Raw genomic sequence first — 14,914 nt, forward strand, 5'->3', positions numbered from 1 at the left:
AGCACTTGCAAGACCTCCTTCCGCTCCACTCCGTCAAACTTCGTCAAATTGCTATTTGACCGTCTTCGGGCGCCTCCAAGCCCCTGCGGATATTCCGGCCCTTCAATCCCAGCTTCTCAGCCGGGGACCAGCCCTCCAGTACCGCAGTTGCGCGTGAGTTGACCGCACGAGCTACGTTCGCATCAAGCGTCTGCACATAGACATTGCCCGTTGTCGTGATGCTGGCATGACGTAGTGCCCCCTGCGTGTCCTTCAGCGTCCCATGGTTCTGCATGTCGGTTCCCATGGTCCGGCGCATCACTTGAAAGGTAACGAGCCGATCAGGAATCCCCAGCTTGCGGGAGACGGGCCGTATCCGCCAGCGGAGGAAGTTTTTCCCGTCGCGGGGTACTGCCTGTCCGGTCCGCTCGCCCCGTCCGAAGGTAGGGAACATCAACGCCTCGGGCGAACAGTCCGTGCAGAGTGCCTTCCAGGCTTCTATGAAAGGCCTGACTTGCTCCGGCACCGGGATAGGAGCTTTGCTAGCCTTTGTCTTGAGCCGTTCTTTGTAGAACCGCCCCTCGTAGGCCGTGCCGTGCGGCATGAGTGCATCACCCGTCCAGCACTTCCATTGCAGCCCCAGCGCTTCGCTTGCACGCGGTCCGCAGAAAAGCCCGATAGACATGAGACAGAGATCATGCGCGTCTTCGATGGCTCCGAGCAGCGAGAGAATTTGCTCTCGCGACATCACGGGCTTTTCGACGGGGTCCGTCAACGGCATGGTTACATCCTCCGCAGGGTCTTCGGCCAGATACTTTTGCTTCCTGGCCATACGGGCGATCGCGCGAATGTTAGAGAAGCACTGGCGAACCACTGCTCCCGAGTATCCCTTCTCCGCTATGCCATTGAGCCAGACCTGAATCTCGAAAGTGCTGAGATTCCGCAACGGCAAATCCCCGAAGTGCGAGACCAGATAATGGCCGAGTTGGTAGGTGTTCGTCTTTTTGTAAGCCGGACTCCAAGCGCCCTGGCGCATCGGGATATAACGCTGTTCGACAAACCAACGGAACGTCACCGAGTCATCGGGAGGAAGCGTGGGAGTTGGGCCAAGCCCTTTTGTCTCCTTTGTGATGATCTCCTGCAACATTTGTTCGGCCTTCCACTTGGGAGTGTTGGCCTTCGGACAGATGCGAACGTTGCGCTGCTTTCGTATCTCCTTTCCATCCTGGTCCTTTCTGTAGACCAGATACTGTCCGTACCACATCTTGACCCGCTTGCCCGTAAGGTAAACGGAACCCTTCTGATACTTCATTGCCATTTCATTCTCCGATTCTGCTTCTGGTCCTGGTCGTGGAGAACACTTTAATCATCCACCAAACTGGCGTTGGAAGGAAGAGCAAGAGGTCGTCAATCTTTCCATGAATTCCTCTACATCGGCGCACCGGTATCGCATCAGCGTGCCGAGCTTTACGCCGCGAATTTTGGGCGAGCGACGTGTCGTATGATCGCGGACCCACCGCTCTGACACGCCCAGGCGTGCGGCTACCTCACGAGCGTTGAGTAGACGCTCTTGAACAGGGAAGCCGATCATTTTTGACGATGCAGCTCGGCTGTCAGGTGACGGATTTGTCAGCGTGCTCGCCGGCGACGATGGTTCCATCCAGTTTGGGTTAGTGGCTGAGAATTCTGACGTAGGGGGCTTCCGATGGGAAGAGATATTGTCCGGGACATAGGGTGATCTGTTGGCGGCGCTTGGCATTGCTTCCTCTCTCTGAAGAATTTCGACTCACAGCGAATCGAGCAGGGTACGCTACTGCGTTGGCTCTAAGGCATGACGCCTCGCGAGATCTGAAACACTTTGAGTCTGAAAGCTAATTGTGATGACGTCCAATACTTCCTACCAATACTGCCCAAAGTTTCACTTATGGCAGAGCGTATCGGTAGGAACCAGAAAGTTTCTAGTTACCTCTGCGGGTGGCTAGATACATACCGGTTCCTAATTGACTGTTGTGGTGCGCAGGAGAACGATTAACTATCCACAGCCCCGATGTGGTCTGTCGGATGGACGCCATGCCAAGCGGAGTACAGGGGCCATGTCAGATTTCGTCGAGTTTCGGCATCTGGAATACCTACTTGCTATCTATGAGGGAAAGAACTTCACGAAGGCTGCAGAACGGGTTTATCGTTCTCAGCCTGCGGTGAGTCAACAGGTCCGCGCCCTGGAAGACGACATCGGATTTCCGATCTTCGTCCGAGGCGGCGGACGCAATGGCGTCTCTCCTACTCCCCCTGGCCAGCTCATTCTCAACTGGGCAGACAAGGTTGTGACAGAGCGTCGTGAAGTCTTCGCCATGGCGCGAGCCATCTACAATAACCAAGTGCCGCCATTAAGGCTGGGGTTCTCTCCCTTTGTCAGCCCTCTGCTCTTGCAAGCACTCCGACTCGCCTATGAAGAACTTTTTCCCTCCTGTGAGATCCGGTTGTGCAGTGGAGACACAGCGCACACGCTGCAAAGACTCGGCCACAGCGGCCTGGATTGCGCCATTCTTCCGCTACCCTTGGATCGAGACCTGTGGACCGTTCTACAGATAGCCCAGTCTCCACTGGTCGTCTGCATGCGGGCAGACGATCCGCTCGCTTCAAGAACAGAGATTGATCTTCATGAAGCCGCTCCTCGGATCAAGATATTTCGCGATCCAGAGCTACATCCCGCCGCGCATTCTCGCCTGTTGGAGATGTTCGCAGAAGCGGGAATTCCACTGAATCTCGCAAACTCAGCAGCTACTCCCGCCGACATGCAATGGATGGTCAAGGAAAACTACGGCCTTGCCCTCATCGACCAGCTTTCCGCACTGGAGTCGGGCCTCATTACCCGACCGATTGCCGGAGTGAATTGGACGGCCGATACAGCATTCGTCACCAGCAAAGAGAGCTTCCATATCGCTCTTCCTCTCCTAGAGAAATACCTCAGAGAAAACGGGCTCACTCCCAAGCGGAAGCAGGCTCGGTCCGAAAGGGTTCGCCCGCAGCAGCTCAAGTTGATTGGCTGAAAGATGCTTCCATAAGTCGAACTTTGGGCATTATTGGTATTACGTCTTGGACGAGCGCGAGAGATTGGCCTAACTTCCGTGACATGGCAGCGCAAAAGATGCCATCAGGAGAATGCCAATGCCACTTCGTTCATGCTTCCGAACACACAATCTTCATCGAAAACTATTCCACGCAGCGCGCGTGATGGGGCCGACGCTTGTTGCGTTCGCCTTCGCAGGCGTCGCTCACGCACAAGGGACGATGGACTTCTCAGGAGCGCAAACGCTTATGGGAACGTTTAAAACTTTTGCGGTATACGCTGGGGCCGTCATCTGTTTCGGCGGGCTCATTTTCGCGGGAATCCGCATGATGAGTGGTCGTTTTCAGGATGCCATTCCAGGGCTCTTCGGCGCGTTGTTCGGTGCCGGAGTTCTCGGTTGGGGAGCCGGTTGGATCGGACCTCATCAGGTCGGAAATTCACCCGATGGAGGAGGCGCAGGGATTCCGCGCGTTGCTGGACTTGGAAGACCCGAAGTACAGCATTGAGCAGATCGCGGCGAAGGTGGGCAAATCGCCTGTATTCGTGGCTTCGAGGTTGAAATTGTCGGACCTTGTCCCGGCAGCGGTCGATGCCTTCTATGCCAATGAAATCGGTGTAGGCCATGCTCTGCTGTTGGCGAAGCTGCCCGCCGACCAGCAGGAAGCCGCACTTCAAGCCTGTTTCAAGGAGGTCTACAACGGCGGATCGAAACCCGCCCGTATCCTGCTGCCTGTCCGTAACCTGCAATTCTGGATCGACAGCAATATCCTGTTGGTCTTAAGAGATGCGCCGTTCAACAAGCGCGACGCGCAACTTGTTCCCGCCGCTGGCAGTTGTGCCGACTGCCCGAAGCGGACAGGACATAACAAGCTGCTGTTTGCCGATGACCTCGGAAGACAGGGCGACCGATGCACCGACCCCAACTGCTATCAGGCGAAGGTTTCGGCGCATATCGCGCAGACCGTCGCGGCGAAGCCGGAGCTGGTGCAGATCAGCACGGCCTACGGTGGACAAAAAGAAGGCAGCACGGTATTGCCCCGCAACAAGTACATCGCAATTCGGGACGACAAGCCGAAATCGAAAGACGATGCGAAGCGGCCCGAACTCAAGGTGTGCAAGTTCACCACCGAAGCCATCATCACCGAAGGCACCGACGTTGGCACCATCCAAAAGGTATGCGCCAATCCATCCTGCCCCGTCCATCATCCCAAGCGGCCAACCAGCCGCAACGATGAGAAATGGAAGGCCGAGCAGGACAGGCAGCGCAGGGAACAGGCCATCGCCAACACGACCGGCCTCCGTGTCCTTGCCGCTGTAGGCGCTGCCGTTCCCGTTCGTCTCATGAAGCGTGACCTGCTCTTCATTCTCGAAAAGCTGGTAAGCGTCATGGATGAGAACCGCGTCGAGATGCTGGCACGGCAGCATGGCATCCGGCACAAGCGCGATGATGGAGGAATCGGGAAAGCGCTGACTGCGTATGTTCGTCGTGCGGATGAAGGCACGTTCTCCCGCCTGATGGTCGAGGCGAGCATCCTGCTTGCGGCCTCGCGGGGCAATCCCACCGTGATCCTCAAGGAAGCTGCCATTGCCTACAAGGTGGACACCGAAGCTATTGCCGCCAAGGTTCGGCAGGAATTCGCTGCCAAGGAAAGGGCAAGGAAGACACTCCAGCCAACGACGAAGACTGTCACGAAAGCGGCATAACAATTCATAGGCTATCGGGGGACGGCGCCCGGTCGCCCCCCTGTTTTTTGCCGGCGAAAAACGCGCTGGGAGAAACCTTGCTGGTTTCTCTCAGCCCCTCATCCGGCATGGCTTCCGGCCCCGCTCGCCGGCTGCGCGGCAGAAGACGTTCCCTTCTGCGCTTTCCCATTTGCTGCCTGCGGCGAATAAGTGAAGAGAAGTGCGCTTCGCGTTACCTATTGAGTTGCGAACCCGTAGACAGCGGTCCATGAACGGATGGGCCTGTTTGCGAAATGTGAAAATCCCGGCCAGCAGAGTTGGCGCTAGCTATCCTCACGCAGGGATGGAGTAAAAGTCATTCCGACCAAGTCCTTCTGGCGTCACGAAACGGCTCACCGTCTGGCCCGACGGCTCTTCCTTGTTCTTAACGAACATTTCAAAGCCTCGCGACTCAAGCTCTGCTGTCGCTGTCTCTACGCTTTCAACGTCAAGTTCGAGCCAGGCTTGTGGTGGACGAATCTCATCGGGCCAGGTGTCCTCTCCGAAGCAGGACCGCGCTGACTGCGCTGACTGTCGAAGCGACCGCAAGGCAAAGGTCTTTACGCCCTCCAAAGCCTCCGTGTGAAGATCGCCATCTTTTCCTCTTTGAAACTGATACCCAAGGTCTCACGGTATAGGTTGCGACTAGCAGTCGCCTCGCTGACGATCGGACCAAAACCCGCGACGAACAGAACCTTGATTTTCCCGATTTTTCATTGAAATTCTCCTATCCGTAACAAAATCTGCCTGCGTCCGAGAGCCTGCGACGCTCTGAAGGGGCTTTCTGCCTTTCTTAGTTGGATGCAAGACCGCCAATGCGTTCATCAACAACATAAGTCGACTTCTCGTCAGTGATACATCTCAATACGAGGACAGCGTTGTTAGGCAGCAGCCGAATACGTACCATCTGCGATTCCCGATTCCAGCTTATTGACCGGCCCGAAGTCCCACTAAAACAACTCCAGGGTCATTCACGGTCATCCTCATCCCCTTGCCACTCTCGACAAAGCTGATCCGGACATCTGGTGCTCCTGCGGGATAGAAGGTGCGGCTCTCGACGTGGTACAGCGGACGCCCCGTAGAACCCTTCCGTGTCCACATGAACTCTTTCATCTTTGAGAAAGGGTTCACCTCGATTGAAATCTCAATCGATTCGTTCGGTCCAATGCCAATCGAATAGGTGCCAACGAGGGATTTGAGTTCAGTTTCGGAGATGGGAGCTTCACGTTCGCTGCCTGAGCCTGCCAGGCCGGACAAGAAAGCCAGGACGTCTCTCGCCTCACGTCCCCCGGCCTCGGCGTGGGCGCGGAGGCTGATGCTGTGCGGGCCGCGGATGCTTTCGACTCCCGGCTGTGACTGTACGAATGCCTTTACCGTATTCAGATCACCGAGCATCGCAGCGGAAAACAGCGTGGGACGAGCACCCTTCTTAATCAGGTAAAGGGCGATGGCTCTGTTTCCAGTGTGCGAAGCCGCTCCGAGCGCATCTTCCCAATCACCGAAGCCCCAATCCCATGCTGCTCGCGCTAACGACGGTCTCGCGTCCACCAACTCCTGGACCTTCGCCAGGCTAAAGTGTGAAACCGTCACCATTTCGCGAGCCAGTTCTGGAGGTTGAGTCGGAAATCCATCATATACGGGCATTTCTTGCTCCTTCTCGGTAGCCGAGGGTTGGGTGTCACTTTGAGACATATTGAGGAAGTTCAATGCAGGTCCGAGTGCCGGTAGCACCGCATTGCAGCCCAGCGAAAAAACCAGGTTTCTACGGGAGAGATTTCGAATCATATGGCCTCCGCGCTTTGTACGCGGTCCTATCCAATCCTGATGGCCAATCCGAATCAAGCCAGATGTACATTTGGCGTGTTAGATAGATGTTAGCCGCTAAGTCGCTTGGAATGAGCTGCTTCCGACGGCACACCAAAGCCTCACTGCTTGCCGGCAACAATACGTGCTGCGAACTGTCCTGCCACTTCCGTTGCGATCTTCGACTCTACGACCCCAGACAGGGCGGGAAGATCGTCGGCACGCACTACCCACACATGCGCCTGACTCGGGAGCCGGATTAAATGCACCAATACCCGCGTGCTTTTACCATCTGATTGCGTCTGGCCAAGAACGACATATTGGGCATGAAGCTGGCGGCTGATGTCCAGCAAATTGCGGGCCTCAGAAGGTGTGCGCAGGATTTGACTGTTGCCCACCACCTCAAAGTGTCCAGCGCCCGAATCGGAAAGATGTGCCACAACGTCCTGAGTCAAATTTTCGGTGAATCGTTCGGCATCCGGTACACCTGTTTCATTGTCAAATCGAGCGACGGCCACAATGATAGGCAGCCGTTTTGCGCGCGAGCTCCAGGCAAAAAGAAGACAGAAGGCGACACTCAAGCAGAGAAGAATCCGGGCAGTCCGCCGATTCCATCTTCTGTGTTCCGGGATCGGCACCTCTCTATCGGTCTTCAGTTGTTGTTCGCTCCCATTCCCCACGGGCGTGGGAGAGTCTTCAAGGAGTCGGACAGGGGCAATGAACTGATAGCCTCGTTTTGGATGGGTCTTTATGAAGATAGGTCGGGCTGAATCGTCCCTAAGGGCATGACGAAGCTGCGAGATGCTGAAGTTTAAGCCACGCTCGAAATCAACGAACGTTTGATCGCCCCAGATACGCGCATTCAACGTTTCTCGAGAAAGCACCACACCCGGGTGCTGCACTAGACAGGCAAGAACGCGCGCAGGCTGAGCTTGCAACGGCACGTCAGTTCCGCTGCGAGAAAGTATTCCGCTCTCGTCATCAAACTCAAAGACACTGAAGCAATGTCGCAAACCCTACTCCGATAAGTTGAGATGGCCCTGACTGTCAGCCGCTCTGCTAAGTTGATGGCATTCCACCTTAAGCGTAATGAATTGCTGTCCCGCCTGCCTCACGACCATTCCTCACGCGAGTCCTATACCGGCGCATAAAAGAGAACTTACTGACGGAACCAACTCTAAAGGAATCCGTATCCATGTTGATGCTTCGACACATCAGACAAACTCTTACGGTCCTCATGTTGACCTCACCAGTGGTGCTGGCCGCGCAGGCCTTTGACCCGGAACGATCGACGCGCGCATTCCTGGATTCATACGTTAGCGGTAATGCGACCGTGGTCCAGAGTCTAATCGATTCTAAAAATTTGATCGTATATGGCAGTGATACGGAAGAGTTTGTGCGCGGCGGGACTGGTCTTCTGCGTCTGATGATGGCTGATCAGCAACTCTGGCATCACAGTGCAACATTTGGCCCGATGCAGAAGATCACGACCGTTCGTAGCCGTGATCTGATAACAATATTTTTTGAGGCGCCATTCTTGTTGCCGCATGCTCCTCCGGTGCCCGTTCGGTTTTCACTTGTCTGGCATCGGGAGCATGGGCGTTGGCTTCTCATCCAAAGCGCAAACACTGTTCCCACACAACATCAATCAGCAGATGAGTTGCTCTCCTCAGGCTCAAACAAGTGAACTTCTCACAACAACTCTCGCGCCGCGCGGGTACCAGCCCTGCGGGTCGTGGTAAGAACTCGTGTCGCCATACGCGCTCGGTGACACATACAGCCTTTGAGCAGCGATAGGGTCAGGTCGGCTGTTTCATCAGCGACCATATCGTGTATATACACGCCTCAACCGCTTGGCGCAAGGTCGTGTTGAACATGAGCGATCAGTCGAACGAGAAAGGGTCGGAGGCTTGCCGGAATGCTCCCCATATTCTGATCCGGACTTGGACGATGCTCCAACACGGGTTGGGTTCGCCACACCGCTCAGTTCGGGTGCCTTGTGACCTTTCAACCCGGGATCGATACGCATTGACAATGCGGTTAGAGCGCCAGCTCATTCCAGTTCGTCGAGCCATGGCCAAGCTTGAGGAAAGCTCAGGTCTGGACGACCCAATTGATAGCCTCGCCCATTTCATGGCTGCCGTCGACGCCTTCTTGCTCAAGACGATGCTTATCATAGCGGGAGCGTATGCAGACCCCGAGCTGAGGACGTGCTTTTCCGAGAAGTGGCGCGCGCTTGGCTTTGGCCCGCGAGCTTTCGTGGCGCAACTCGGCTCGTGGCTCTCGCGGGAAAGGCGCTCGGTAGGGTGGCGATATGCGGCGAACCTCGCGAGGCGGCCCGAAACGCTGCTGGCTGGCTCGTTTTTCTCGTCGTTCCAAAGGGGTCTACTTCCCAATGCCGCAGTTGCAACGCTGCCGCATGAACTGAAAACGATGGTGCGTGGCACGGCGTCGTCCAGTATAGGAGGGCCAAAGCCATGAAATTAACAGACAACGTTGGACCAGCGCCAGATGGCCACCTACCGCTGAGGCGGCCACAGTATTGGGCGTCAACAGCTAACAGACTTTAGTCGCGTTGTTATTCTCGCTGACGGCCGGCCAGCTTTGCGCTCAGGATCATACCGAAAGACTGGTAGTCTTCGTCGATGGCATAAGATCAGAGCGTGGACAGGTCGTTTGCTTTGTCTGGACCGGTCCGGCTGGGTTCCCACGAGACACTACGAAAGCCCTGCGCGTAGTAGTGGCTCCAATCCATCGAAACTCCGCAGTTTGTCGCCTTTCAATCCCATTTGGCACCTACGCCGTATCCGGATTCCACGACGAAAACCTCAATGGACGCCTCGACCACAACGTTTTGGGGCTGCCGGTAGAGGGCCATCTGGTGTCAAACGACGCGGATCGAGGGTTCGGCCCGCCGCGTTATGCCGACCCGGCTTTTCGATACAACAGCAACGCTGTGCAAATTCGGCTGAAGATGAAATATTAGAGGGAGGCCCCGTCACTCTTGACTAGCGAGCGCAATGCTTATCGTCGCGCCTGGTCATAGAGTTTCGGCGCAAACATTGCTACACGCTCTACCAAATGCACTCTAGTTGGAGACTCCGCTATGCTTGTCCTGCTCTCATCGGTCGCCACCTCGCTTGGGCTATTGCTCGGCAGCTTTGGGGCACCAGATCCGTTAAGGGTGCTGCCGTCATGCAAACTCCCCGGCGGCGTGGAGATGCTGCATCAACGCGACAGGGAAGCGACGTTGGCAAACGACCCATCATTGCTAGAGAAACTGTGGACGACCGACGCCTATCGAAGCGAACCTGGGTCAATTCCGGAGGTTGGGCTCGACGCGATCCATCGTGATGATGTTGAAAGTGCGCGCGCCCGGCCGGCTGGGGCTGGCGTCACGGAATATAGTGTGAAGATTGAGAGCTACGAATGCCATGGTGATGAAGTTGTTGAGCGGGGATATTTCGACATGACTTACAGGCCGGCCGCTCAAGCCCCCGCGGCTCGGTTTCGCGGCAACTTGCTCCGCGTGCTCCGGCGGGTCGGAGACGATGAATGGAAATTCTCGCATGTAATATGGAACATGCGCGCCACGCCGAAGAATGGATCATAACGGGAGCCGCGCAACGCACGATTCATACCCTTGTCGCTTTCGCCAACGCTAAATCAAAAAGAGAAATCATGTCTGTGAGTGGCGACGTCCAGGTCACCGTCAACCCTTCGGATATTGGGCGGCATGGGAGGAATTCGGTGCATCGCTCGCGAGAGCAGGCGTCGTAGAGTCAATGCACGGTCTGCAGCGTGAAATCACCGCAAAACACGTATCCATTAAGAATGGAGAGATAGCCCAAAAAGGGGGGCGTTCTCGCCGGGCGAAGGAGAATTGGGTGGCTGTTTTAGCATTGACGTTCCCGGATTTGACGCCGCTATCGAATGGGCAGGAAAATGTCCTGCTGCATTGAACCGTACTGTAGAGGTGCGCCCTCTAATGGCTGCGTCATAACGAATGCCGGAGGACTTGTGATCGGCGACTTGGGGGTGAAATACTTGCGAAGCCAGATGAGCGCGACGCATCTCCCCTTTTGCTTGATGACAACCGACATCCTCGAAGCGAAGCAGATTGCATTCTTGTCCCTTCTTGCCGCCGTCCTCGTCTTGTTCCCCGGACATGCGACGGCGTCCGGCCCCTCGCGCATGGCCCGGCTCCAGCAAGCATTTGCGACTGCCGAGCAGACCTCAGGCGGCGCCAGAGCACCGGCGCTCCTCGCAGCGGAGAATTTAATACGACTTGCGCCGCGCCATTGGCGGGCGGAGCTGCTGCAAGCGCGCGCACTCGTGAATTGCGGGCGGGATGAGGACGCCGAGGCTGTCTACGTCCGTTTGGCCCGGGAGGGATTGACGGCTCTCGTCACGGCCGAAAGTGCCTATAACGCGCTCGCGAAGCGACGGCCCGGCGTGCTTGGATTGATAGCACGCTCAACGCCGTTGACACATCGCGCTCCTGTTCGGACGGAATTTGAAGTCAAAGACCTGGCAGCCATGCCGGAAGGGCTTGCGCTTGATCCGCGGACTGGCCGCATTTTTATCACCAGCACGTACCGTCGCGCGGTGCTGGTTCGCACACCTCCGGGAAGTTTGTCGAACTTTGTTCCGCATGGCTCCAACGGACTCCTGCAGGCGCTCGGACTTCGGATCTCCCGCGATCGCCGGGCGCTTTACGTTTGTAGCGGCGCCGACGAGGGACCGATGGAGGGCAAGTCGTCGAAGGACGTCGGTCGCTCTGCACTTTTCCGCTTTGATCTGAAGACTGGCCGATGGCTTGCGACCGACTGGCTTCCGGGCCTAGGGCCCCATCTTTGCAACGATCTTGTCGAGGCTCCCAATGGACGGTGGTTTTTAACTGACAGCGCCGCCGGCAAAGTCATGCGCTTCGATCCGCGAACGCGGAAATTCAAAGTTCTGGCAGCCAACCTCGCATATCCGAACGGCCTCGCTCTAGACACGCAAACGCCGAGTCTGTTTGTTGCCGATCTAACCGGCTTAACAAAGGTCGATCTCGTTCGGGGGAGGGCAACGAGAATGGCTGAAGGGCGGGATGTGACCGCTGCCTCCATTGACGGCCTCTATTGCCACCATGGCGACCTGATCGGGGTTCAATCGGGTGGTAGCGTGTCACGGGTCGTACGGTTCCAACTTGATCGCAGTCGGACAGATATTGTCGCGATGAAGGTGTTGGCGGATGGCCAGAAGCTGCGAGGGGCAACCGAAGGAGAGCTGCTCGACGGGCGGCTTTACCTGCTGATTAACAGCGGACAGGGAACATTGGACGACCTCAACCGGCCCGACCTCCGTCGGCTATCGCCGGCTGAGGTCGTGAGTCTGCCGCTTGATGCCAACTGAGCGCGTGATGCCGCCATGGCGGGAGCCGAGTCATATTTGCGGCCCGGCGATCGAGGACGTCGAAGTGTGAGGCACGGTCATCAAAGCGAGAAAGCTCGGCTTGAGCGACCGCCGGCACGTGACTTAGCGAATAGTCTTTCGCCCATAAAGTTTTTCACAGACTCAAGGCTTTCAAACCACATGAGCGTCACGAATTCGCACTCTGAATCTCGATCAAGCCGCATCAAATCGATATGCCTGAGAAATTCCCAGCGCTCAACCATTGACAAAATACATGCAAGGGGCTCTGCTTTGATCGTGCGCGTCAAGGGGTTTGCCCATAATTTTTGCTGCGCAAAAATCACGCGATAAAGCCGCGCCCTCAGCCCTGCTCTGGGTGGGCGATACCCGCTCCCCTTGACACTTGCTCCCCCGCCTTCGCCAGGTGGCGTTCGGCATGTACATGCCACGTTTCTACGAGGACGTGCAACAGACGGAACCCAAGGAGTAAGCACCCATGAACACCGCCGGCACCGTTATTCAAAAGAGCAATTCGACGATCACTCTCTCCAAGACTAGCAGTGGGGCCGCGAGCGGTGCCATGATGCCGGTAAGTCTGGCCTCTTTACTGCAATCCCAGCTTTTAGGTCTTAGGAGCTTTGCAGTCGCCTTTTTGCGCCAGTCTGAGCCTAAAATACGGTGAGTCGATACAACTACGTTCGGAAGATAGTCTCGAACCCGCTAAGCTAATCCCATGGCGCGTCACTCGATGTCCGACCGCATGCTGACATTTTGGCCACTCCAAGCGGGCGGATGGCTTCTCTATGCCCTCGCGGTCGTGACGACGAATGTGCCGCTCTGGCATCACCGCGACATCGTAGCATTTCGGGGTTCTTTCTTGCTCTGCGGATTCCTAGAAAGCTTCGTAGTGTATGCGATCTGTCATGCCCTCTGGCGCCGCAAAACCTCGTTTCTGTTCTCTCTATTGATCTGCACGTTCGCATCCAGCGTTCTTGGATGCCTGACAGCCACGGTCAGCTACTGGGCAGAAAACCGCGCCTCTACGGAGGCGGAGAGCTTCGCTTGGCAAAATGTGATATCGAACGTTCCAGGCTCTGCCTTCGTTTTGATCGCGTGGACAGGTCTCTACTTCGGAGTACAGCACTACAAACTCTTGGAGACTGAACGGGAACGCGCAGCCGAAGCAGAGCGATTCGCCCGTGACGCTCAGCTCAAAGCGCTTCGGTATCAGCTACAGCCGCATTTTCTTTTCAATACTTTGAATGCCATCTCATCGCTTGTTGTCACTGATAACGCCAAAGGCGCGACGGAGATGATTGCGCGTCTCGCAGACCTCCTCCGTAGTTCTCTCGACGATCCAGATACTCACGTGGTCCCTTTATCAGAAGAGGTGCGGGTGGCTCACGAATATCTAGCGATCGAACGCCTCCGTTTTCGCGACCGGCTCCTCGTGAGCTTCAATGTCGACCCCGGAACGTTAGAGGTACCCGTGCCCAGATTCTTCTTACAACCTCTCCTCGAAAATGCGATTCGCCACGGCATCTCGCATATGGCGCGACCCAGCACTGTCCGCCTTGAGTCAGCTACGAGCGATTCGCATTTGCAGGTTTCTGTTCGAAACGACACTAATCTGGCACGGGAGATCACCCCGCACACTTTTTCAGGGATTGGACTGAAGAATACGAAGCAGAGAATCAACGAGATCTATGGCTCGCGTGGATCTGTTGAGACATTGCTCCTCGAGGACGGCACGTTCGTCGTCACGATCAAGGTGCCCCTAGCTTCGAAAGTCACCTCGCCTCAAAACCTGAACAGCGAGCGCAATGATGATTAAGATCATCATCATCGACGATGAGCCACTAGCTCGCAGCGGCGTCGCCGCGCGGCTTGCGCAGCACCCGGACTGTAAGGTCATTGCCGAATGCACAAGTGCCGAGGACGCAGCCGAACAGTTGCCGCTCCTTCGCCCGGACTTGGTGTTCCTCGACATCTGCATGACTGGGCTCACCGGCATCGAACTGCTTGATTGCACTCCGAGAGACGTTGTACCCGCCGTCATCTTTCTCACTGCCCACGACCGGTATGCTCTCGATGCCTTTCGGCACGAGGCGCTGGATTATTTACTCAAACCCGTCGATGATGAGCGGTTCAATCAAGCACTCGATCGGGCGCGACGCCTTCTTGATCTCCGAGAACGGGCCGGTAACGAACCTGACACGCAGGAGAGCTCATCCGATACGGAATTCCGAAGCGAATGGCTGACTCGCTTCACCGTCACCGCTCACGGAAGAGTTCACCTCGTTCAAACCGCCGATATTGATTGGATCGAGGGACTGGGGGATTATGCCGGTTTGCATGTGGGAGAGGCGACACACCTCATCCGAAAATCCCTAAACTTCCTCGAAAAGAGCCTCGATCCGAGTCGCTTTCTTCGAATCCACCGTTCTGCGATCGTCAACACAAGTCGAATCCAGCACATCACGCGCCTTGAAAATCAGGACTCAATCGTGACGCTGGACTACGGCCACCAGATACGGTCCAGTCGCACCTATTACGCGGCTCTGAAAAGGTTGCTGATGTGAAGATCGATCCTGTCGAGTAGGGATTTCAAAGAAGACCTTTGAGGGTGACCATCCAGACGTTCGAATTGTGTTATCCCAGCTGTTCAGACGCTCCAGATCACGTGCCGCGTCTGCGCTCGAACGAGGAAAGTGTGTCGGTTCCGTGCGGTCGAACTAGGCTTGTTTCTCTAGCTATCCGACTAGCTTATGACTCAAAGAGCAAGGCTGCGACTTTATGCGCCAGGCCGAGTACCCCGTGCGTTGAACTTACGCCCGTGATCCTACTAGGGCGTGTTCACGCTATCTGAGGGCTTCGACGATGAGGGCGAAGTTGAGGAAGCCGATGAAGAGCACGTCGAGTTTCTCGAACCTGGAGAAG

14 protein-coding genes and 1 pseudogene are annotated in these 14,914 nt (G+C 56.2%); 11 read left to right on the forward strand and 4 right to left on the reverse strand.

Annotated features, from left to right (window positions below):
• Nucleotides 1-43 precede the first annotated feature (43 nt).
• Both HDF08_RS12035 and HDF08_RS22165 read right to left on the reverse strand, forming a co-directional pair.
• A complete protein-coding gene (locus HDF08_RS12035; RefSeq protein WP_179638682.1) occupies nucleotides 44-1,297 on the reverse strand; it encodes a tyrosine-type recombinase/integrase in 1,254 nt (417 codons plus the stop codon).
• Nucleotides 1,298-1,345: 48 nt separating this feature from the next.
• Nucleotides 1,346-1,738, reverse strand: a complete 393-nt coding sequence (locus HDF08_RS22165) for a helix-turn-helix domain-containing protein (RefSeq protein WP_218884557.1) — start codon at nucleotides 1,736-1,738, stop codon at nucleotides 1,346-1,348.
• Between the two features lie 334 nt (nucleotides 1,739-2,072).
• Here HDF08_RS22165 and HDF08_RS12045 point away from each other — a divergent pair, with 334 nt between their 5' ends.
• From HDF08_RS12045 to HDF08_RS12050, 3 genes and pseudogenes are all read left to right on the forward strand, one after another.
• Nucleotides 2,073-3,029 carry a LysR family transcriptional regulator gene (locus HDF08_RS12045; RefSeq protein ID WP_179638684.1) on the forward strand — a complete coding sequence of 319 codons (957 nt, stop codon included), beginning with the start codon at nucleotides 2,073-2,075 and terminating at the stop codon, nucleotides 3,027-3,029.
• Between the two features lie 118 nt (nucleotides 3,030-3,147).
• Nucleotides 3,148-3,468: pseudogene (locus HDF08_RS21705) on the forward strand (hypothetical protein); the annotation flags it as partial.
• A 25-nt stretch (nucleotides 3,469-3,493) separates the two neighbouring features.
• A complete protein-coding gene (locus tag HDF08_RS12050; RefSeq protein ID WP_257030991.1) occupies nucleotides 3,494-4,753 on the forward strand; it encodes a ParB/RepB/Spo0J family partition protein in 1,260 nt (419 codons plus the stop codon).
• A gap of 945 nt (nucleotides 4,754-5,698) precedes the next feature.
• On the opposite strand, the gene HDF08_RS21460 is transcribed toward HDF08_RS12050, so the two are convergent.
• Nucleotides 5,699-6,415, reverse strand: coding sequence for an ankyrin repeat domain-containing protein (locus HDF08_RS21460; RefSeq protein WP_218884558.1), 717 nt, complete (start codon nucleotides 6,413-6,415; stop codon nucleotides 5,699-5,701).
• A gap of 281 nt (nucleotides 6,416-6,696) precedes the next feature.
• Nucleotides 6,697-7,518: a winged helix-turn-helix domain-containing protein gene (locus HDF08_RS12060; RefSeq protein ID WP_179638685.1), complete on the reverse strand. Its 822-nt coding sequence runs from the start codon at nucleotides 7,516-7,518 to the stop codon at nucleotides 6,697-6,699.
• A gap of 251 nt (nucleotides 7,519-7,769) precedes the next feature.
• Here HDF08_RS12060 and HDF08_RS12065 point away from each other — a divergent pair, with 251 nt between their 5' ends.
• The 8 genes from HDF08_RS12065 (at nucleotide 7,770) to HDF08_RS12105 (ending at nucleotide 14,556) form a co-directional block, all read left to right on the forward strand.
• A complete protein-coding gene (locus HDF08_RS12065) occupies nucleotides 7,770-8,261 on the forward strand; it encodes a hypothetical protein (protein ID WP_179638686.1) in 492 nt (163 codons plus the stop codon).
• Between the two features lie 386 nt (nucleotides 8,262-8,647).
• The gene (locus HDF08_RS12070; protein WP_179638687.1) at nucleotides 8,648-9,055 is read left to right on the forward strand and encodes a hypothetical protein; all 408 of its coding nucleotides are present in this window, start codon (nucleotides 8,648-8,650) and stop codon (nucleotides 9,053-9,055) included.
• A 94-nt stretch (nucleotides 9,056-9,149) separates the two neighbouring features.
• Complete coding sequence (locus tag HDF08_RS22170) at nucleotides 9,150-9,560, forward strand: DUF2141 domain-containing protein (protein ID WP_179638688.1); 411 nt, start codon at nucleotides 9,150-9,152, stop codon at nucleotides 9,558-9,560.
• A gap of 120 nt (nucleotides 9,561-9,680) precedes the next feature.
• Complete coding sequence (locus HDF08_RS12080) at nucleotides 9,681-10,187, forward strand: YybH family protein (RefSeq protein WP_179638689.1); 507 nt, start codon at nucleotides 9,681-9,683, stop codon at nucleotides 10,185-10,187.
• Nucleotides 10,188-10,633: 446 nt separating this feature from the next.
• Complete coding sequence (locus tag HDF08_RS12090; protein ID WP_179638691.1) at nucleotides 10,634-11,974, forward strand: SMP-30/gluconolactonase/LRE family protein; 1,341 nt, start codon at nucleotides 10,634-10,636, stop codon at nucleotides 11,972-11,974.
• A gap of 496 nt (nucleotides 11,975-12,470) precedes the next feature.
• Nucleotides 12,471-12,656 carry a hypothetical protein gene (locus tag HDF08_RS12095; protein ID WP_179638692.1) on the forward strand — a complete coding sequence of 62 codons (186 nt, stop codon included), beginning with the start codon at nucleotides 12,471-12,473 and terminating at the stop codon, nucleotides 12,654-12,656.
• A gap of 78 nt (nucleotides 12,657-12,734) precedes the next feature.
• Nucleotides 12,735-13,808: a sensor histidine kinase gene (locus HDF08_RS12100; protein ID WP_179638693.1), complete on the forward strand. Its 1,074-nt coding sequence runs from the start codon at nucleotides 12,735-12,737 to the stop codon at nucleotides 13,806-13,808.
• Nucleotides 13,798-14,556, forward strand: a complete 759-nt coding sequence (locus tag HDF08_RS12105) for a LytR/AlgR family response regulator transcription factor (protein ID WP_179638694.1) — start codon at nucleotides 13,798-13,800, stop codon at nucleotides 14,554-14,556. Before HDF08_RS12100 ends, HDF08_RS12105 begins: the two co-directional genes overlap by 11 nt.
• The last annotated feature ends 358 nt before the right edge of the window (nucleotides 14,557-14,914 follow it).

Origin of the sequence: Tunturiibacter empetritectus (genome assembly GCF_013410875.1) — a bacterium.
Taxonomy (GTDB): Bacteria; Acidobacteriota; Terriglobia; order Terriglobales; family Acidobacteriaceae; genus Edaphobacter; species Edaphobacter empetritectus.